The following is a 19,534-nucleotide window of genomic DNA, read 5'->3' as shown; positions in this document are numbered from 1 at the left end:
ACGCTGCTTTACCCCTGCGGCACCAGCAGCTTCTGGCCCAGCTTCACCTCATCCGAAGCAAGGTGGTTGAGCTCGCGCAGGGTTTGCACGCTCACCCCAAAGCGCCGCGAAATATTGAACAGTGTGTCGCCGAGTTGCACCAAGTGGACTTTGGGCGTTTCCAGCCGGCTTTCGGGCTTGGATTGCTTGGTGGTAGCCACCGTCGACGCGGCTGGCTTAGCCGATTTGCGCGGCGTTTCGCTGGCTTCTTCCGCACCGGCGGGCGCACGGAACACCAGCCGCTGGCCCGGTACCACCGTTTCCGAATTCATTTTATTCCACGCCATTAGCTGGGCGACCGTCAAGCTATGCTCACGGGCCAGCTTGGTGAGGTTATCCCCTTTGCGCACGGTGTAGGGGCCGGTTTCGGCGACGGTTGCTGGGGTTGGCTCGTCCGTCTCAGCTGCTTCCGGTGCTGCTACTGCAACCGCGGCTTTGGCTTCGCTGCGCTTGGTTTCGGCAGCTTGGGTCTGCGCCAGGCGGCGGGCCGCAATTCGGGCCTGGGCCTCGGCGGCAGCCTGCTGCACCGCCTGCCGCTGCTTGATGGCGGCCAAGCGCACATCCTGTAGTTTTTCCTGCCTGGTAAGCTCCTGCAACCGCGCTACTTCGCGGGCATTGGCCTCGGCCTGCTCGCGGCGGGCAGCCGCTTCTTCATCCGATACCGTCGGGCGGACGCGCGCGGCCGGAGCCAGCGCAACGGTAGGTACCACTACCGTTTCTACCGCCTTACCAGGAGCCGCCGTTGGAATTGGCACAAATACCACCAACTCGCGCCCCGGCTTCAGGGTCCGGCCTTTGGGCAGTTCATTCCACCGCCGCAGCTGGCTCTGGCTTACTTCAAAACGCTCGGCCAGGCTGGCCAGGGTTTCGCCACGCTTCACCTTGTGCGGGACGCGGCGAAAGCGCGGCGCGGTTTCAGCAGCTTCGGCGCGCGGGCCGGTGGTGGCAGCCAGCAGCGAGCGGTTCACCCACGGCTCCACGCCGTCGAGGCGGGGCGGCAGCGAAGCCAGCGGACGGGGTAATTCGGTGGCCGGCTGGCAATAATCAAGCAGTGTATTCCGGTCAGCATCACCAAAATGCACGGCCGCCGCGGCCGGAAACCGCACCACGTAGGGCCGGTAACCGGCCGGTAGCGCCGCCCGCCGCAGCTCGGGGTTGAAGCGCGTCAGATATAGCGAATCCTCGTAGCCGCAGGCCCGGCTCAAACGGCGCAGGTCGAAGGCCCGGCCGCGCAGGCTAAGCGTATCCATTGGCTCGGCATATTGGTAGCGCAGCGTGGGGGTGCGCAGGCCGTGGGCCTCGGCGTACTTCATGCTGTACATGATGGCCGTGAACGTGGGAACGTAGTTGCGCGTCTCGGCTGGCATGTGGGGGTACAAGTCCCAGAACGTCTTTTTGCCGGTGCGGCGCATCACGCGCTGCACGCTGCCCGCGCCCCAGTTGTAGGCCGCCAGCACCAGCTCCCAGTCATGGAAGACGCCGTAGAGGTAGCGCAGGTGCTTGCAGGCGGCTTCGGTGGCTTTCTCGGGGGCCATGCGCTCGTCAATCCACTCGTCGCGCTTCAGGCGCAGGTCGCCGGCGGTGGGCCCCATAAACTGCCACAGGCCGGTAGCGCCCACCGGCGACTTAGCGGTGGGAATAAGCGCTGACTCTACTACAGCCAGGTATTTCAGGTCGAGGGGCAGGTTGTACTGCGCCAGGTATTTCTCAAAAATCGGAAAGTAAAGGTTTTCCCGCTCCAGCACGCGCTGCATGTAGCTGCGGTTGCGGGCCGTGAACAGGGTGACGTAGGCCATCACCGAGTTGTTGAACTGGTGCGGCGCTTCGGTCTCGAAGCAGCCCACGCGGTCGCACACCAGGTCGCGCATGGTGGGTGGGGTGCGAAGCCACTCCAGCCGGGCCGAGTCGATGACGCCGGGCGTCACGGGCACGGCCACCAGCGAATCGGGCTGCAACTCCAGGCGCACCCGCACGGTATCGCCCAACAGCGCTGGCATTGTGGAAATTACCCGACCCGTCGAATCGCGTTGCGTTCCCTGTTGGGCCTTGGCAGCAGTGCCCTGTAACAACAGAAAAGGCAACGCCAGCCCCAGCCACAGGGGGCGGGGCCGAGAGAATTTTACGTGCTTAATCCCTTGCTTCATAGCACTAAGATAGGCCATAGGTAAAGAACTTGTAGAGATGCCGAAAAAAATTCTCATACGCAGCTAAGCGCTTTCAGGATGGCTTACCAACGAAAATGCCCCGGCCAGTGGGCCGGGGCATTCGGGAGTGCCAGTGCGCAACATACTGGCTAACTTCTTAATAACAGGCTTTAAGCCACCACTTCCTCGGTAATAGCGCTGGCAAAAGCCAGCAACTCGGCCTCGCGGAAGGAGCCGGCCATTATCTGCAAGCCAATGGGCAAGCCCTTAGCGTCCTCCCCTACCGGCACCGAAATGGCGGGTACGCCCGCCAACGAAGCCTGCACGGTAAAAATATCGGCCAGATACATGGAAACCGGGTCCTGCTTCTCGCCAATTTTAAAGGCCGTGGTGGGCGTGGTGGGCAATACCAGGAAATCGTACTGGCGCAGCAGCTCGTCGGTTTTGTCCTTAATCAGGCGGCGCACACGCTGGGCCTTGGTGTAATAAGCGTCGTAGTAGTTGGCACTGAGCACGAAGGTGCCGAGCAGAATACGCCGCTGCACTTCGGCCCCAAAGCCCTGGGCGCGGCTCTTTTTGTAGAGCGACTCCAGGTCCGTAGCATCCGGGGCGCGGTAGCCATATTTCACGCCATCGAAGCGACCGAGGTTGGAACTGGCTTCGGCAGTGGTGAGGATGTAATAGGTCGGAATCATGAAGTCGAGGTAGGGAAAATCCACCGCCTCTACTACGTGGCCCTGACCGCGCAGCAGGTCGAGTTGGGTTTCCATAGCCGCCTTGATTTCCGGATTCAGGCCTTCGCTGTTCACGGCATCGGCAATGTAGCCGATGCGGTAGTGGGCGGCGGGCGTGAGCTGCTGGCTGTAGGCGGGTACTTCGCGCTGGCTGGCGGTGCTGTCCATGCCGTCGGGGCCGGCCATTATTTCGGTCAGCAGCGCGGCATCGGCCACAGAACGGGTGATGGGGCCAATCTGGTCGAACGACGAGGCGAAGGCTACCAGCCCGTAGCGCGAGATGCGCGAGTAAGTTGGTTTGAAGCCCACCACGCCGCAAAACGCGGCCGGCTGGCGCACTGAGCCGCCCGTATCGGAGCCAATCGAAGCCAGACACATATCCGACTGCACGGCCACCGCTGAGCCACCCGACGAGCCGCCGGGCACGCGGCTGGAATCCACGGCATTGCGGGCCGGGCCGAAATACGAGGTTTCGTTCGAACCGCCCATGGCAAACTCGTCGCAGTTCTGGCGGCCGATGATGATGGCGTCGGCATCGAGCAGGCGCTGCACGGCCGTGCCAGTATAGAGCGACTTGAAGCCGTCGAGCATCAGGCTGCTGCTTTGCAGCGAGTGGCCGGCGTAGGCCAACACGTCCTTGATGCCGATGACCATGCCGGCCAGCGGGCCAGCCGTACCGGCGGCCAGCTTGGCGTCCACGGCATCGGCCTGGGCGCGGGCCTCGTCGGGCCACACTTCCAGGAAGGCGTTGAGGGTGGGGTTCTGGCGCTCGATGTTGCCCAGGTAATACTCAACGAGCTGGCGGCAGGACGTGGTGCCCGCCGTCAGCTCGCTACGAACTTCGGATAAAGACTGAAAACGCTTCAAACTATTTGCAGATTTTAGGTGACCGATTCAGGAATTAAGCGTCGGGATTGGCGGGAATATAGGGCTGCCGGGGCTGGGTGCCTTCGGGGGCCAGGTTGGGCGGCAGCGCGGGGGCCACGTAGGGCGCATCGGCCGTGGGGTAGTTGGGGTGCTCGGGGTGAGCGGTGGTTACGGCCGCCACGGCGGGCGTCGCCCAGGGGTCGAAGCCAGAGCCGGGTTCCGTCACCGGAGCCGGGGCCGGAGCATAGGGCTGGGGCGTGGGGTACTGGTTCTGAGGAGCGTAATTGGGGTTGGGCTGCTGGTTGTAGTTGGGCTGCCCGGGCTGACCGGCCTGCTCAAACTCGCGCCGGATTTCGGTGCTGGCATCCTTGAACTCGCGGATGCCTTTGCCCAGGCCCCGGGCCAGCTCAGGAATTTTATTAGCCCCAAAGAAAATGAGGATAACAACCATTATCAGCATCAGCTCCGAGCCGCCGATATCGCCCAAAAAGAGGATGAATGGGGTTTGCATGATTTCTAACTAACGTTAAAACTGGATAAATAAAGAACCGGCTGGTGGCTTAGCCGAGTTGCTGGTTGGGGTCGTTCGGATTGTAAGCCGGCGGAGCGGGCTGCTGGTAGCCCGGCTGGCCCGGCTGCGCATAGGTGTTGTGCTGCGGCTGCGGCGGGTAGCCGCCTTGCTGCGGATAGCCCTGGGCGGGAGGAGCCTGCTGGGGGTAGCCGCCTTGCTGCGGATACTGCTGCTGTGGATAACCTTGCTGCGGGTACTGCTGCTGGTAAGGCGGGGCGGGCTGGTCGCGGTACTGCGGCTGCTGGTCTTCGGGCTTGGTGCTGGCGTCTTTGAACTCGCGCACGCCCTGGCCCATGCCCCGGAACAACTCCGGAATACGCTTGGCCCCAAATAACAAAATAACCACGAATAGAATAAGCAGCATTTCGGTTGTCCCGAAACTACCAATCAGAAAAAGGGAATGAAGCATGGAGAGGGGGGCACTTGGGCCCAATAAGGGGTGAGAAAACAGAATATACGCAGCCGAGCGCCTTTTGGAGTATCAAAGATACCCGATACAGCTGTTTAGATGATGAAGCGCGCCGTTGAAGGACAATTTGCCGGGGTTCGACCGGCAGGTATCCTGATTGAACGCCATTGCGCTGGCTTACTTGTTCCAACCAATTAGCTTTGTTATTCCTTTACCAAGTCTTTCTCATTCCGAATGAGTTACGGCCTCCGTTTCTTAACTTAACCCATTTTGAAAGCATCCAAGACCACGAATTCCGCCTCCCTGCCCTTGCGGCAGGTAAACGAGCCCGAACGGCTGGAAACGCTGCACAGCTATAACATTCTCGACACCGACCCGGAGCAGGTGTTTAATGATTTGGCGCAACTGTCGGCTTTTATCTGCGGCACGCCCATGTCGCTGGTTTCGTTGATTGATGGTGAGCGCCAATGGTTTAAAGCCCGCGTGGGCCTCGAAGCCCGGCAAACGCCCCGCGAACACGCCTTTTGCCAGTACGCCATGCGGGCGCCGGATGTATACGAGATAACCGACGCGACCACCGACCCCCGGTTTGCCGATAACCCGCTGGTAACGGGCAGTCCCAATATTCGATTCTACGCCGGCGCGCCCCTGCTCTCGCCCGATGGCCAGCCCCTGGGTACGCTCTGTGCCCTCGACACCGTGCCCCGGCAGCTCACCTCCGACCAGCGCGAGGCCCTGCGCGTGCTGGCCCGCCAAGTGATGGCCCACCTGGAATTACGCCGCGTGCGCACCCAGCTCGAGGACGAGCGCCAGAAACTGGAAGGCGTGCTGCGCATGGCCAACAGCACCGGCGACTCGCTATTCACCAACGGCCGCGCCGAAATCTTCGTGAAGCAGGACCAGCGCCTGGTGCGCGTAGCCACCGCCGATTTGCAGTACGTGGAGGCCCTCGGCGACTACGTGAACCTGCACACCACCCGCGAGCGCCTCACGGTGTACGGCACCATGAAGGACTTTGAAGCCAAGCTGCCCGGCCGCGATTTCGCCCGCATTCACCGCAAATACATCGTGCGGCTCGACCGCATCGTGGCCATTGAGGCCGACGCAGCCTTGCTCGACGGCAGCTCGACCAACGGCCCGGGCCGCACGCCCATGCGCGTGCCCATTGGCAGCTCCTACAAGGCCGGGCTGCTCAATCGGCTCACCTTGGTTTAGGGTTTATAAAGAAGCATTGCTGGCCTCAGAACCCGGCAAAGCCAGCGTTCGTCGTGCCAATGCTTCCCTTCACCGAATTGCTCGGCTAATCGGCTGCCCCGCCCCGCATCTTTGATACGGTTATCGGTTGCAGCAGGCTAGTAGCCGCTGCGGCCGGCAGCTAAGTTTGTTTTCATAGCTCAGAAAGACACCGTGCTTTGCGCGGTGTTTTTTTATTTTAGACCAATTTGGGTTGGGAAGACCTTTATGTCCGGCCGTGCAGGTCCGAGCCGGTTCTGCCTGCTAGCGGTGGCCCAGCCAAGACTCCGGGTTGAGGTTGGACGAGTTGTGCCACACCTGGAACTGCACTTCGGACGTGCCCTCGGCATCCGTTGCCACTGTCCCGATAACGTCGCGGGCACTCACGCGCTGGCCCACGCTCACGTTCACGGAGCGCAGCTTGGCATACACCGTGAAGAAGTCGCCGTGCTGAATCATGACGATGGTATTCATGCCCGCGATGTTGGTCACGGTTTGCACCTTGCCATCGAAGCAGGCGCGCACGGCCTCACCGGCCGCAGTCTGGATATCCACGCCCCGGTTTTCCACGGTCACGTTTTTCAGCACCGGGTGGGGGTGCCGGCCAAAGTGCTGGCTGATGAAGCCGCGGCTCACGGGCCAGGGCAGCCGGCCCCGGTTGCCCGAGAAAGACGACGAAAGCTGCGCCGTTTCGGGCGTGAGAGCAATGCGGACGGCGCGACGGTCGGCGGCGGCTTCGGCCGCCGTTTCGGGGGCATCCATTTCCGGGTTGGCCGTGTCGTTGTTGGCGTCGGAATTGGTTTCGGAGCTAGCCGTTTCTTCGTTGCGGCGGGTGCGGGCCGGGCCAGCCGTGCCGCTGGCGTTGTTGCGGGCAGCGGCGGCGCGGCGGGCATCGCGGGCGGCGGCCAGGGCGGCTTCGCGGCGAGCGGCCAGGCGGGCCGCCCGGGCCGCCCGGGCTATTTCTTCGCGCACCCGCTCGGCAATCAGGTTATCGAGGCGGTTGACGGCCTGGCGGCGCTCTTCCAGTTCTTGGCGCAGGCCCTGCTCCTGCTGGCTGAGCTGCTGCACCATCTCGTCTTCTTTCGATTTGAGGGTAAGCAGGTTCTTGTTTTCAGTCAGCTGGCTATTGAGCAGGCTGCTTTTGCGCTGCTGCTGCTTGGTGAGGCCCGACAGCTGCTCGTGCAGGCGGTACTGCGTGCCCATGATGCGGGCCGCCTGCCGCTGCCGCTCCTCGGTGTACTGCCGGATGTAGCGCAGCCGCAACGCAAACTGATTAAATGACTCCGAAGCAAACAGAAACATCAGCCGATTGAAGGCATTGGACGTTTTTGAGGCCGTATAAAGCAGCCTAGCGTATTCCGCCTTGAGCTGGGCCAGGGTCTGCTGGGTCTGGATAACCTGCTTGGCCGTTTGGTGCACGTTGGTTTCGATGCCGTGCAGCTGCGTTGAAATCCCCTGGATAACCTGCTTTTTCTCGGTCAGCTTTTCGGTGATGACGTGCAGCTGGCCCAAACTCACCTTTTTCTTTTCCTGGGTTTGGTTCAGGGCCTGGCTGGTTTGCTGAATCTGGCGGAGGTTGGCCTGGCGCTCGCGCTCCAGCTGCTCCTTGCTCTTAGCGCGAGCCGGCCGGACGCCGGTGGCGGCCTGTGTGCGGGTATGGGAAGACTGTTTGGTGCTACGTGCCGATTTGGCCGGCTGCCGCACTGGTTTAGCAGGCTGCCTGGGTTTGCGGTGCTGAGCGCCTACCGGCCCCGCCAGCAGCAGACCCAGCAGCGCGAACAGCCACCACCGGCCACGAAAGGCCATCGCGCCAGCTTTTATTTTCGAAACAAGTGCTTTCTCAGCCTGTACTACCTGCTTATTCAACGTGCGCCATTCAAAACCCGCCACTGCTATGGCGGGGCAAAGGTAATCGGGTGAGTGGTTGTTAATTGTTGACTCGAATCAGTTTTGCGCTGCCGCGCTTGCGGGCCGGCTACTTGATGCGCCGGAAGCCTTTGGGCACGGCAAACGGAAACGTCAGCCGCTCGCGGCCGGTATTCACCTTGTTGTAGTTGATGGCGGCCGTGACCACGCCCTCCGCCGGCTGCTGCGCCTGAATGAAGGTGGCGTGCGCGAAAGGCAGCCCCGCCGGGTCTTCCAAGGGCTGGAAATCGGTATAGTCGACGGTAAGATTGCGCTTGGCGGCTTCGTCGCTCATTTTGAGCTGCTGCACACGGCCGGTACCGGCTTGCAGCAGGCGCTCCACCAGCACATCGGCCAGCGGGTAGCTCACGCGTTGGCGACCGGCCTCCTCGGTGGCCACTTTGGGCGTGGTGCCGGTGGGGGCAGGCAGGTAGTCGCCGAGCAGCAGGGCCTGCATCTGGGCGAAGCTCACGGGCACGTTCAGCAGCTTGCTCAGGTAGTCATAGCCGCCCGAGAAGTAGGTTTTGTCCAGCCGGTTCATCACCCGCACCGAGTCGTGGGTGAGCACGGCGCGCACGCCCTCAATGCCCGCCAAACCCGCCGACACCCAGATGATGCTGTCGCGGCGCATGCGCAGCGACAGGTTGGCACTTTGCTTGTTGCCTTTCATGTTAATCTGGGCTTTCCCCTTGGCATTGAGGAACATGAAAGTGGTATTAGTAGCCTTCACCGAAGGCAGGGCAGGCTCCATCACGGCGGTGGAAGTGCCCGGCCCGGCTGCCGAAGTGGTAGTGGGTACGGCCTTGCGGGCGCAGCTGCCCAGCAGCCCCAGGGCCAGCAGCAGAGTGACTTTATTCATACAGTTTATGGTCTTTCAATTTTCGCTCCAGCAGGTCGGATGTTCCTCCGATTTTGTGAGCCCGCTGCCATTCCACCACGGCTTTGTCTTTCTCCCCGAGCTGAAACAATACGTCGCCGTAATGCTCGATGATGGAGCCGTCTTTGCTGGTTTGCAGCGCTTTTTCCAGGGCAGTTTTTGCTCCGGCGTAGTCTTTTTGCTTGTAGAGCACCCAGGCATACGTATCCAGATAGGTGTCGTTGTCAGGGAATTGCTTCACGACTTTGCCCGACATCTGCTTGGCCTTGTCCAGCTTCTCGCCCCGCAACGACAGGAAGTAGCTGTAATTGTTCAGCACCTGCACATTGTCCGGGTCGCTCACCAACGCTGACTCATAAGCCGCATCCGACTTTTCGTAGTCGTGCAATTCGTGGTAGGCATCACCCAGTTGGGCATCGAACTGGCCCAGCAGCGGCGCGTTGTTCACCACCAGCTTGCGGCCGTGCTCCAGGGCCTTCACGCCTTTCTGGGGCTGCTTTTTCAGCAGGTAAGCCACGCCGTTGTAAAACCACAGCGACGACTGGTTCGGGAACAGCTCCAGCGCCCGGCCCGAATGCACGAGCAGCGAATCGGTCTGGTTCAGTTCGGCATCAATCAGCACCACCTGCTGCCACACCTGGAACTTGGAATTGTCGTAGCGCAGGGCTTGCAAGTAGGTATTGCGGGCGTCTTTCTTGCGGTCGGTCAGGGTCTGCACATCGCCTGATATGGCGTAAGCCTTGGCATCCTTGGGGTAGGCCTTAACAGTGGCTGCCGCCAAATCGCGCACCAGCTGGTTGGTGGGTTCCTTGGGGCTGGGCAACTGCTTGATGTAGCCCACCAGAATGCGAACCCGGGCGTCAATGTCCAGCGCGGGGCTGGCAAACGCCTGGCGGAGCTGCTGGTCGGCCTCGTCCTCCTGCTTCTGCTGGCGGTACACTTCCGATAGTATCAGGTGCGCTTGCGGGTTGTCGGGGTCGAGGCGCAGGGCCTGCTGGGTCACGCGCACGGCGTCGGGCAGGCGGTTGTTGCTGGCGTACATCTCGGCCTGGGCCAGCACGTAGCGCGGCTCGGTCGGGTTGGCCTTGATGAGCTTTTCACCCTCGGCCAGGGCCAGGTCCAGCTTGTTTTGTTTGAGGTAAATCTGCTGCTTCTTGAAGGAAATCTCATCGACCTGACCAAACTCCTTTTCGGCCTGGTCCAGGGTGGTCAGGGCTTCGGGCAGGTGGTTTTGGGCCAGATACAGGTCGGCCAGGTTGAAGAGGTAGCTGCCTGAGTTGGGCACCTGCTTGATGAGCGTGGCGTAGGTTTTGGTAGCCGCCTCGTATTGTTTCTGGCTGGCCTGCACCTGGGCCAGCAGCAGGTAGTAGTAGGCATTCTTCGGGTCGAGGCGGGTGGCGGCTTCGGCGTAGTTGGTGGCATCGCGCAGGTTGCCGCTCAGCAAGCTGGCTTCGGCAATTTTGTAGTTGACAGCCGCGTTGTCCGGGCTCAGCGCGTGGGCTTTCAGCAGGCTTTCGAGGCCTTTGGGGTAATCCTCCAGCATCACGTACTTCACACCTTCCACAAACAGCGCCTCGCTCTGCTCCTTCTCCCGCTCCGACAGCGCAGGCGCGGCGGCGCGTTTCGCCCGTAGCTCGGCCACGCGCTTCTCCAGCTCACGCTGCTCTTTTTCCAGCGCGCGCTGCTCCTTGCGGCTCAGCTTGGCGGGCGGCTCAGGAGTCCCTGCCGGGGCCTGTGCGTACCCCGGGGCCGTCAGCCCCACCCAAACTAGCAGACTTAGAACAACTTGACGCATATACAAGAAAACCGGGCCTGAGGCCCGGCCCACGAAATTACGGGGAATAAAAGCCAACGACGCGGCCCCCGCAAGAAGGCCGCGTCGTGGTAACGCATTTCGGACTTAAAATGTCACACCCGCAGCTGGTTATAATCGCCGAGGCTCAGGTCCTCGGGCGTGCCGGCCACGGTGGCGAAGTTGCCAATCATCGAATTGGCGATAACCGCATTCAGCACCGAGGCCGACTGCTGCACAATGGAATTCGACAGGCGCGAGTCGCGCACGTTGGACTGCGCGCCCAGCGACACGTGCGGCCCCACCACCGAATCGGTCACAATAGCACCCTCGGCGATGTACACCGGCTCAATGATGACAGAGTTGGTGATTTTGGCCGACTCGTGCACCAGCGACTCGCCGCGCTCTTTCAAATACTCCAAATAGCGCTGGTTGGTGAAGACCGTAGCGTCCTTGTTGCCGCAGTCGAGCCACTCGGTCACGCGGCCGGGCACGAAGACAGTGCCCTTGTTCTTCATGTTTTCGAGGGCGTTGGTGAGCTGATACTCGCCTTTGTCCTTGATGTCGTTGTCAAGCAGGTATTGCAGCTCACGGCGCAGGTACTCACCGTCCTGGAAGTAGTAGATGCCGATGATGGCCAGGTCCGACACGAACTCCTGCGGCTTCTCCACAAACTCCGTAATCTGGCCTTGCTCGTTCAGCTTCACCACGCCAAAGGGCTTGGGGTCGTCCACCTTCTGCACCCAGATGGTACCGGGCACGCTGGAATCCAGCGTAAAATCGGCCTTAAACAAGGTATCGGCAAAAGCCACTACCACTGGACCGGTCAACGATTCTTTGGCGCACAAAATGGCGTGGGCCGTGCCCAGCGGCTCATCCTGATACACGATGGTACCCTTGGCACCCACCGATTCGGCAATTTTCACCAGGTTTTTTTCCACCTCAGCCCCGAAGCGGCCAATGATGAAGGCCACCTCGTCCACCGGCTCGCCGCAGACCTTGGCAATGTCCTCCACGAGGCGCTGCACAATGGGCTTGCCCGCGATGGGAATGAGCGGCTTGGGGACGGTGAGGGTGTGGGGACGCATGCGTTTGCCCATGCCGGCCATCGGAACGATGATTTTCACAGTGGAAATATTAGAAGGTGAGAATTACTTTTTTGAAGAAATATAGGTGCGTTTCAGGACTTAGCCAATTCCTGTGCTTCCATACCCGCCCGCGCCGCGTTGGGTTGCGCTTAAAGCCTCAACGGGCTGCCAGGTTACGGTTTCGTGTTTGGCAACTACCAGCTGGGCAATGCGTTCGCCGTCGTTCACCACGAAGGATTCGTTCGACAGATTCACGAGTAGCACCCGGATTTCACCCCGGTAGTCGGCATCAATCGTGCCCGGGCTGTTCACGATGCCGATGCCGTGCTTCACGGCCAGGCCGCTACGGGGGCGCACCTGGGCCTCGTAGCCCACCGGAATTTCCACACTCAGCCCGGTGGGAATAAGCTGGCGCTCCAGCGGCCTGAGCGTGACGGGCCCATCGGCTAAATGAGCGCGCAGGTCGAGGCCGGCGGCGTGGGGCGTTTGGTATTCGGGCAGGGGGTGGCCCGAGTGATTGATGACGGGAATGTGCATGGGCAGCAGTAAGGGAACGGGCAAAGATAGAGCCGGGCCTATACTATCCCAACCGCATCACGCCTTGGCCACAATCAGTGCCGGACGAGGCCGCTCCACCGCGTACAGCGCCAGCAGGAAGGCCACCGTGAGGCCTGCGTGCCAGGCGTGGCGCAGCCACCAGCCCGCCGGCTGCACCCACCAGCCCAACGCCACCAGCCCCGAGGCAAACACCAGCCACACGCCCAACCGCAGCGCCGGATACGGCACCGGGAAGTGCCGCTCGCCCAGCCGCCAGCACAACACCGCCATCATGAAATAGCAGGCCAGCGTAGCAACAGCCGAGCCCAGGTAGCCCAGCAAAGGAATCAGCACAAAGTTGAGGGCAATGGTGAGCACCGCGCCGCCCGCCCCGATGTAGGTACCATAGTACGTCTTATCGGTGAGTTTGAACCACACCGATAGGTTGTAGTACACCCCCAGGAACAGATTGGCCAGTAGCAGAATGGGAACCACCACCAGCCCCTGCAAATACTCCGGCCGCCGCAGAAACAGCCGCCCGAAATCCTCCACATTCAGGCTGATGCCCACGAAAATCACCGCGCAGCACAGCGTAAACCACTTCAATATCATGGCAAACGTGGTCGGCGAGTTCTTCTCCGTGCTTTGGGCGAAGAAGAACGGCTCGGCCGCGTATCGGAACGCCTGAATCACCAGCGACATGAAAATGCTGAGCTTGTAGCACGCCCCGTAAATGCCGACCGCCGTGAGGCTGCTCTGGCCGGGGTAGAAGTTATCCGGTAGCCATTTAGGCAATAGAATTCGGTCAAGCGTCTCGTTCACCATGCCGGCCAGTCCCATCAGCATCAGCGGGAAAGCATAGCCTAGTAGCGGCTGCAAAAACGACAGACTCAGGCGGAAGCGGAAGTCCAGCAGCTCGCGCCACAGTAGCAGCAGCGTGAGGGCGCTGGCAAAGAGGTTGGACAGAAAAACGTAGCCCACGCCCACCGTGGGGTCGTACACCCGCGCCACCAGCGGCTGCAAAAATGCCAGCCACTTGCCGCTCATCACGGCCGGGCAGAGCACAATAAAAAACAGGTTCAGCGCCACGTTGGCGATGATGCCGGCCAGCTTGATGCCGGCAAACTTGCGGGCCTTGTTCTCCAGCCGCAGCCGGGCAAACGGGATGGCCGTCAGCGCATCCAGCCCCAGAATCAGGGCCACCCACACGGCGTACTGCTCGTGCCCGGGCGGAATTTCCAGCAAGCTCAGCAGCGGGCGCGCCAGCAGCATCAGCAGTACCGTGAGACCGGCCGTGCTCACGAAGAGCAGGCTTAGCACCCGGTCGTACAGCTCTTTCCGGTCAGCTCCCGCCCGGTTGGCGAAGCGGAAAAATGTGGTTTCCATGCCGTAGGTAAACACCACGTTCAGAAACGACACGTAGGCGTACAGCCCCGTCACCACCCCATACTCGGCGGCCGCAAACGCCCCCGTATATATCGGCACCAGCAGATACGTGAGCACCCGGCCCACAATACTGCTCACGCCATACACAGCCGTCTGCGAGGCTAATCTTTTGGCTACACTCATTCTTTAGCTAATAAAGAACAAAGAATGAGGAATGAAGAATGCTGAACCACCACTCGGGTAATCCTCCATTCTTCATTCCTCATTCTTCATTAATAGAGGGGCTTATTTCCCCGTGAACACCGCCGGTCGCTTTTCCACAAAAGCTGTGGTGCCTTCCTTAAAATCTTCGGTATTGAAAGCCTGTTCGAAAGCCTGCGCTTCGGTTTCGTAGCCGTCGGCACCTTTGGCGTAGTGCGCGTTCACGCAGTCCAGCACCAGGCCCACGGCCAGCGGGGCCTTGCCCAGAATCTTCGTCAGCAGTTGGTTGCAGAAGGGCAGCAGCTCGGCCTGGGGCACCACGTGGTTCACCAAGCCCAGGCGCAGGGCTTCGTCGGCCTTCACCATATCGGCCGTCAGCAGCAGCTCAATGGCCTTGCCCTTGCCGATAAGCTGCGGCAGGCGCTGGGTGCCGCCGTAGCCGGGGGGCAGGCCCAGGTTCACCTCTGGCTGCCCAAAACGGGCATTGTCTGACGCCACGCGCATGTGGCAAGCCATGGCCAGCTCGCAGCCGCCGCCCAGCGCAAAGCCGTTCACGGCCGCCACCACCGGTTTGGGGCTGGCCTCGATGCGGGCAAACGCTTCCTGCCCCGCCACCGAGGCCCGGCCGGCCCGCTCGGGCGTGAGTGCCGCCAACTCCGCAATGTCCGCGCCGGCTACAAAAGCCTTCTCGCCGCTGCCCGTCAGGATAATGCCGCGCACCTGCGGCTCGGCCAGCGCCTGCTGCACAGCCTCGTCGATGTCTGCTATCGTGGCCGCATTCAGCGCATTGAGCTTGGTGGGCCGGTTGATGGTGATGGTGAGAATGCCGCTGGCGGCATCAAGGTCGTAGAGCAGGTTTTCGAAAGAAGCGGACATAAGCAGAGAAGAAGCCCCGAAATGCGGTTGGCAGCGCCAAAGATAGGACACGCGCCGGGCCTTGCCGGTCGGGTTAATTCCCTGGTTCGTCGCCCCAGCATCCTGCCCGGACGAAACTATCCGCCGGCCTAAGCCCCAACAGGTCAGCTTTGCACCGGCAATCAGGTATAGCTATTTAAATTAAAATACATAGCTTTAGCGCCATACCCTACGCTTTTTTCACCCCTAACCTCTCACTGTAATGGGCTTTGTTTCCGAATTCAAGGAGTTTATTTCCAAAGGCAACGTCCTCGACCTGGCGGTCGGCGTCATCATCGGCGGCGCGTTCGGCAAAATCGTGTCCTCGCTCACCGACGACATCATCATGCCCATACTTAGCGTGTTCACCAGCGGCATCAACTTCAACGAGAAGTTCTTCACCCTCGATGGCAAGCATTACGACACCCTAAAAGCCGCCCAGGATGCCAAAGCCGCCACCATTGCCTACGGCAACTTCATCAACGCCGTCATCTACTTCCTCATCATTGCCTTTGTCATTTTCTGGGTGGTGAAGCTCGCCAATCGTTTCAAGCGGCCCACCGCCGTGTTGGTAGCCGCCGAGCCCGCCCCCACCAAAGACCAACTCCTGTTGGCCGAAATCCGCGACTCGTTGCGCGCTGGCCGCGCTTAGGCCATCCATTCCATTCAACCAGAAAAAACCGTGGTTTGCCGAGTGGCAGGCCACGGTTTTTTCTTTTTTGCTTCAACCAGTCGTTTTATTCAGACAGGTTAATTGGTCGATTCAAAATAAGTTGCGAACTTAGGGGCATCCTAACGCCGCAGGCCTTCCTTTTGAATGCCTGCATTGAACCACCCATTTCTCTCAATCGTTAGGCCGCTATCCTGCTCCCCTCACCCCCATTGCGCCCTATGAAAGTATTGTTTGTTGCCGCACTTCTTGGCGGCCTGAGTTTCGGAGCTGCCTTGGCGGCCCACGCCCAGACCGGGCCCGCCTTCCCCATGCCCGGCAAAGCCAGCAGCGAGGAAGGTGCCCGCGTCACCTCGGCCACCAACGCCCAGGAGCTGGCCCGCAACCAGCGCCGCGCCGCCATGACGCCCGACGAAGTGAAGCGCGACCAGCAGCTCGAGCTACTCGAAGCCCGCACCGGCAACACCAGCTTCGGTGCCCGCGGCCCCGAGCGTCAGTTCGATTCCAACCGCAGCGGCAACGGCTTTATGGTCCGCAAGTTCAAGGCCTCGCCCGGCAAGCCCGGCTACGTGAGCAAGCGCGGCACGGGCCACACCCCTGGCAGCTCCAATCCCGCCGGTAAGCCACTGGTGCACAAGCATAAGACAAAGCACAAGTTCCTGTTTTTCTAGACCACGGATTCGCTCGGATTTTTCGGATTCCACGGATTTTGTAGTCGATTTTAGTTGTCAGACAAACAAAAAAGGCTGCCTCATCGGGCAGCTTTTTTGTTTGTTTTCAAAGTGAGACTCAATGACATAAAAACAGAAAGGCTTGCCGGATAGCAAGCCTTTCTGTTTTTCAATACTCGTCCACAAAATTCGTGGAATCCGAAAAATCCGAGCGAATCCGTGGTCTACAGCGTGCGCTTGATTTCCTTTTCTTCGAAGCCTTCGATGTTATCGCCTTCCTGAAGCTCATTGAAGCCCTTGATGGAGATACCACATTCGTAGCCCTGGCGCACCTCGCTCACGTCGTCTTTGAAGCGCTTGAGGTCCTGAATGTCGCCGGTGTGCAGCACGATGCCGTCGCGCACCACGCGCACCTTGGTTTTGCGGGTCATGGTGCCTTCCGTCATCATACAGCCGGCAATGGTGCCCACTTTGGTGATGTTGAACACCTGACGAACTTCGGCGTTGGCCACCACCACTTCCTGCACCGTCGGGGCCAGCATGCCTTCCATGGCATCCTTCACCTCGTTGATGGCGTTGTAAATGATGCTGTACAGGCGGATATCAATCTGCTCATTTTCAGCCAGCTTGCGGGCACTCTGCGAGGGCCGCACCTGGAAGCCGATGATGATGGCGTCGGAAGCCGAAGCCAGCAGCACGTCGCTTTCGGAAATGGCTCCCACCCCTTTCGAGAGGATGTTCACCTTCACTTCCGGCGTGCTCAGTTTCAGCAGCGAGTCGGAGAGTGCTTCCACCGAGCCGTCCACGTCGCCTTTCACCAGGATGTTGAGTTCTTTGAACGAACCGATAGCCAGACGGCGACCAATTTCGTCCAGCGTGATGTGCTTCTTGGTCCGGATGGTTTGCTCGCGGGCCAGCTGCAAGCGCTGGGTGGCAATTTCGCGGGCTTCGCGCTCCGTTTCCATTACTTGGATGCGGTCGCCGGCCTGCGGGGCACCGGTGAGGCCGAGTACCTGCACTGGCGTTGCGGGCGGAGCCGATTTCATTTTCTTGCCACGGTGGTCCGTCATGGCCTTCACGCGGCCAAAGTGCGGGCCGGCCAGAATCACATCGCCCACGTTCAGCGTGCCGGTTTGCACCAATACGGTGGTTACGTAGCCACGGCCTTTATCCAGCGAAGCTTCAATTACAGTACCAATGGCACCACGGTCGGGGTTGGCTTTCAGGTCGAGCAATTCGGCCTCCAGCAGCACCTTTTCCAGCAGGTCCTCAACACCAATGCCCGATTTGGCCGAAACCTCCTGGCTCTGGTATTTGCCACCCCATTCTTCCACCAGGATGTTAATCTGGGAAAGCTCCTCGCGGATTTTCTCGGGGTTGGCGGCCGGCTTGTCAATCTTGTTAAGGGCGATGATAATCGGCACCCCAGCGGCCTGCGCGTGGTTGATGGCTTCCTTGGTCTGCGGCATCACCGAGTCGTCGGCGGCTACCACGATGATGGCAATGTCCGTCACCTTGGCACCACGAGCACGCATGGCCGTAAATGCTTCGTGACCAGGCGTATCAAGGAAGGTAATGGGCTGGCCCGACTTGGTGCGCACCTCGTAGGCACCGATGTGCTGCGTGATGCCACCGGCTTCGCCTTTGGCCACACTCGCATCGCGGATGTAGTCAAGCAGCGACGTTTTGCCGTGGTCGACGTGGCCCATGATGGTGACGATGGGGGCGCGGGGCTTGAGGTCTTCCTCAGCATCGCCGGCGTCCACATCAATCTCCTCTTCTTCAGCCGACAGGAATTCCACGTCAAAGCCGAATTCATCGGCAATCACGGTAATGGCTTCGGCGTCGAGGCGCTGGTTGATGGACACGAACATGCCCATGCCCAGGCACACCTTGATTACCTCGTTCACGTTCACGTCCATCAGCGAGGCCAAGTCATTGGCCGAGATGAATTCGGTGAGTTTGAGGGTCTTGGCGTCGAGCTCGTTTTGTGCGCGCAGGGCCTCGCGGTCCTCCGCCAGCATGCTGCGCTTGTCGCGGCGGTACTTGGCGCGGTTCTGGTTGTTGCCACCTTTGTTGCCGCCGAGCTTGGCCAGCGTGGCCTTAATCTGCTCCTGAATCTGCTTTTCAGCCTGTTCAGGCGTAAGTGCCGGTGCGTTCGGTTTCGGACCGGGCTGACCGGTGCGCTGGTTGCCACCCTGACCGGGGCGGTTGCCCTGTCCGGGGCCACCGGGGCGGTTGCCCTGGTAACCACCACCCTGGCCGGGAGCACCCGCCGGGCGGTTGCCTTGGTAACCGGGGCTGGGGGGCGACGTGGTGCTGCCGGGAGGGCCGGGCAGGCGCGTGCGCTTCTTCTGGCCGGGGCCAGCGGGCAGGCCACGCTTGCTCACATCCGACGAAGCAATGGGGCGGGGGCCACGGCCACCCGGCCCACGCCGGTCGTTATTGATGGATGACAAATCAATCTTACCAAGCACGGTCAAGCCTTTCAGTGTGTCCGACTTGGCGACGATGGTGCTGGTATCTTCGGGGGCAGCCGTTGGCTCAGCTGCAGCGACCGGAGCAGCAGCGGCAGCGGCCGGAGGATTTGCCGGCGCAGCGGGCGTGGCCGGAGCGGCTGCCACAGGAGCCGGAGCCACCGTTTCTGCTTTTGCCACGGGCTGGGCTACAGGGGCCGGAGCAGCAACCGGTGCCGGAGCAACCGGAGCTTCCACTTTAGGAGCGGGTGCAGCCGGGGCTTCCACTTTCGGCGCTGCAGGAGCCGGAGCGGGCGTGGGGGCCGGAGCGGCAGCCACCGGGGCCGGGGCCGGAGTAGCTGGACGGGGCGGAACCACGCGGCCTTTGCTATCGAGCTCAATTTTACCCAACACTTTCAGACCCGGCACGCTGGGTGCTTCGGGAGCAGGAGTGGGAGCCGGAGCAGCGGCAACTGGTGCTGCCGGAGCCGGAGCAGCTGCCGCGGGTGCAGCAGCAACGGGCGCAACCGGCGCGGCCGGCTTGGGAGCCGGAGCGGGCGTTGCAACCGGCGCGGGACGCGGGGCTGGGGCAGCAGGTTTCGGAGCCGCGTCGAGGTCACTCTGGCGCTTGGCCTGAATGACTTTCTGGGCTTCTTGACGGTCGTGGGCAGAGGCGGCGAATTCCTTCTCCAGCGAGGCCACTTGCTCACCGGTGAGCTTCGTGGTCGGCTTGTTCTCTACTTGTATACCTTTTTTGGCCAAGGCTTCTACCACCCTGTCCATTCCAATATTCAGGTCTTTGGCCGCCTGTTGTAGCCGTTTCGGGGTTGCTTCCGCCATTTATCTTTTCTCGCGTAACGATACGCTTCTAAGTGCAAAGGTATTACATTAAATCTTGCCAGCAGGGTGCAAACCGCGCCTACTGGCCCGATTTATTACCCTTGCCGTACCGGCCGCGCGGCCGTCATTGGGCTGGCTCGGCGGGAGAGCTGGCGCCCGCTTCCTCAGTCGTTGGTTGGTTTTCGTTGGTCATTTCATTCACCAGAGGGGTGTGCTCAGG

General features: G+C 61.0%; 15 protein-coding genes. 3 read left to right on the top strand and 12 right to left on the bottom strand.

The features are described 5' to 3' along the window. Positions 1 to 8: 8 nt before the first annotated feature. The 4 genes from ACYU7Q_RS20620 to ACYU7Q_RS20605 form a co-directional block, all read right to left on the bottom strand. Positions 9 to 2,036 (bottom strand): lytic transglycosylase domain-containing protein, encoded by a 2,028-nt coding sequence (locus tag ACYU7Q_RS20620; protein ID WP_460611347.1) that lies wholly within the window; start codon positions 2,034 to 2,036, stop codon positions 9 to 11. A gap of 317 nt (positions 2,037 to 2,353) precedes the next feature. Beyond that, the gene (gene gatA / locus ACYU7Q_RS20615) at positions 2,354 to 3,784 is read right to left on the bottom strand and encodes an amidase (RefSeq protein ID WP_460611346.1); all 1,431 of its coding nucleotides are present in this window, start codon (positions 3,782 to 3,784) and stop codon (positions 2,354 to 2,356) included. 34 nt (positions 3,785 to 3,818) lie between these two features. Continuing rightward, the gene (gene tatA / locus ACYU7Q_RS20610; RefSeq protein ID WP_460611345.1) at positions 3,819 to 4,295 is read right to left on the bottom strand and encodes a twin-arginine translocase TatA/TatE family subunit; all 477 of its coding nucleotides are present in this window, start codon (positions 4,293 to 4,295) and stop codon (positions 3,819 to 3,821) included. A 49-nt stretch (positions 4,296 to 4,344) separates the two neighbouring features. Next, a complete protein-coding gene (locus ACYU7Q_RS20605; protein ID WP_460611344.1) occupies positions 4,345 to 4,764 on the bottom strand; it encodes a Sec-independent protein translocase subunit TatA/TatB in 420 nt (139 codons plus the stop codon). Between the two features lie 270 nt (positions 4,765 to 5,034). Here ACYU7Q_RS20605 and ACYU7Q_RS20600 point away from each other — a divergent pair, with 270 nt between their 5' ends. Beyond that, the gene (locus ACYU7Q_RS20600; RefSeq protein WP_460611343.1) at positions 5,035 to 5,979 is read left to right on the top strand and encodes a GAF domain-containing DNA-binding protein; all 945 of its coding nucleotides are present in this window, start codon (positions 5,035 to 5,037) and stop codon (positions 5,977 to 5,979) included. Positions 5,980 to 6,261: 282 nt separating this feature from the next. Here ACYU7Q_RS20600 and ACYU7Q_RS20595 read toward each other — a convergent pair whose 3' ends face one another. The 7 genes from ACYU7Q_RS20595 to ACYU7Q_RS20565 all read right to left on the bottom strand — a co-directional run bounded on the left by ACYU7Q_RS20595 (position 6,262) and on the right by ACYU7Q_RS20565 (position 14,659). Then, positions 6,262 to 7,803 (bottom strand): murein hydrolase activator EnvC family protein, encoded by a 1,542-nt coding sequence (locus ACYU7Q_RS20595; protein WP_460611342.1) that lies wholly within the window; start codon positions 7,801 to 7,803, stop codon positions 6,262 to 6,264. 169 nt (positions 7,804 to 7,972) lie between these two features. Then, entirely contained in the window at positions 7,973 to 8,761 is a 789-nt protein-coding gene (locus ACYU7Q_RS20590; protein WP_460611341.1) for a DUF4292 domain-containing protein, read from the bottom strand. Continuing rightward, positions 8,754 to 10,574: a tetratricopeptide repeat protein gene (locus ACYU7Q_RS20585; protein WP_460611340.1), complete on the bottom strand. Its 1,821-nt coding sequence runs from the start codon at positions 10,572 to 10,574 to the stop codon at positions 8,754 to 8,756. The genes ACYU7Q_RS20590 and ACYU7Q_RS20585 overlap by 8 nt, the downstream gene beginning before the upstream one ends. A 113-nt stretch (positions 10,575 to 10,687) precedes the next feature. Beyond that, positions 10,688 to 11,698 (bottom strand): sugar nucleotidyltransferase, encoded by a 1,011-nt coding sequence (locus ACYU7Q_RS20580; RefSeq protein WP_460611339.1) that lies wholly within the window; start codon positions 11,696 to 11,698, stop codon positions 10,688 to 10,690. Between the two features lie 60 nt (positions 11,699 to 11,758). Continuing rightward, complete coding sequence (gene dut / locus ACYU7Q_RS20575) at positions 11,759 to 12,196, bottom strand: dUTP diphosphatase (protein ID WP_460611417.1); 438 nt, start codon at positions 12,194 to 12,196, stop codon at positions 11,759 to 11,761. 57 nt (positions 12,197 to 12,253) lie between these two features. Next, entirely contained in the window at positions 12,254 to 13,765 is a 1,512-nt protein-coding gene (locus ACYU7Q_RS20570) for a lipopolysaccharide biosynthesis protein (protein ID WP_460611338.1), read from the bottom strand. Between the two features lie 102 nt (positions 13,766 to 13,867). Beyond that, a complete protein-coding gene (locus tag ACYU7Q_RS20565; protein WP_460611337.1) occupies positions 13,868 to 14,659 on the bottom strand; it encodes an enoyl-CoA hydratase/isomerase family protein in 792 nt (263 codons plus the stop codon). A gap of 241 nt (positions 14,660 to 14,900) precedes the next feature. Here ACYU7Q_RS20565 and mscL point away from each other — a divergent pair, with 241 nt between their 5' ends. Together mscL and ACYU7Q_RS20555 are read left to right on the top strand one after the other, a co-directional pair. Then, a complete protein-coding gene (mscL, locus tag ACYU7Q_RS20560) occupies positions 14,901 to 15,329 on the top strand; it encodes an MscL family protein (protein WP_460611336.1) in 429 nt (142 codons plus the stop codon). A gap of 239 nt (positions 15,330 to 15,568) precedes the next feature. Next, complete coding sequence (locus ACYU7Q_RS20555; protein WP_460611335.1) at positions 15,569 to 16,018, top strand: hypothetical protein; 450 nt, start codon at positions 15,569 to 15,571, stop codon at positions 16,016 to 16,018. 224 nt (positions 16,019 to 16,242) lie between these two features. Here ACYU7Q_RS20555 and infB read toward each other — a convergent pair whose 3' ends face one another. After that, positions 16,243 to 19,314, bottom strand: coding sequence for a translation initiation factor IF-2 (gene infB, locus ACYU7Q_RS20550; RefSeq protein ID WP_460611334.1), 3,072 nt, complete (start codon positions 19,312 to 19,314; stop codon positions 16,243 to 16,245). Positions 19,315 to 19,534 lie beyond the last annotated feature (220 nt).

The sequence above is a fragment of the Hymenobacter terrigena genome (assembly GCF_054776515.1).
Note: the sequence above shows the minus strand (reverse complement) of the source record. Positions and strands in the feature narration are given on the sequence as shown.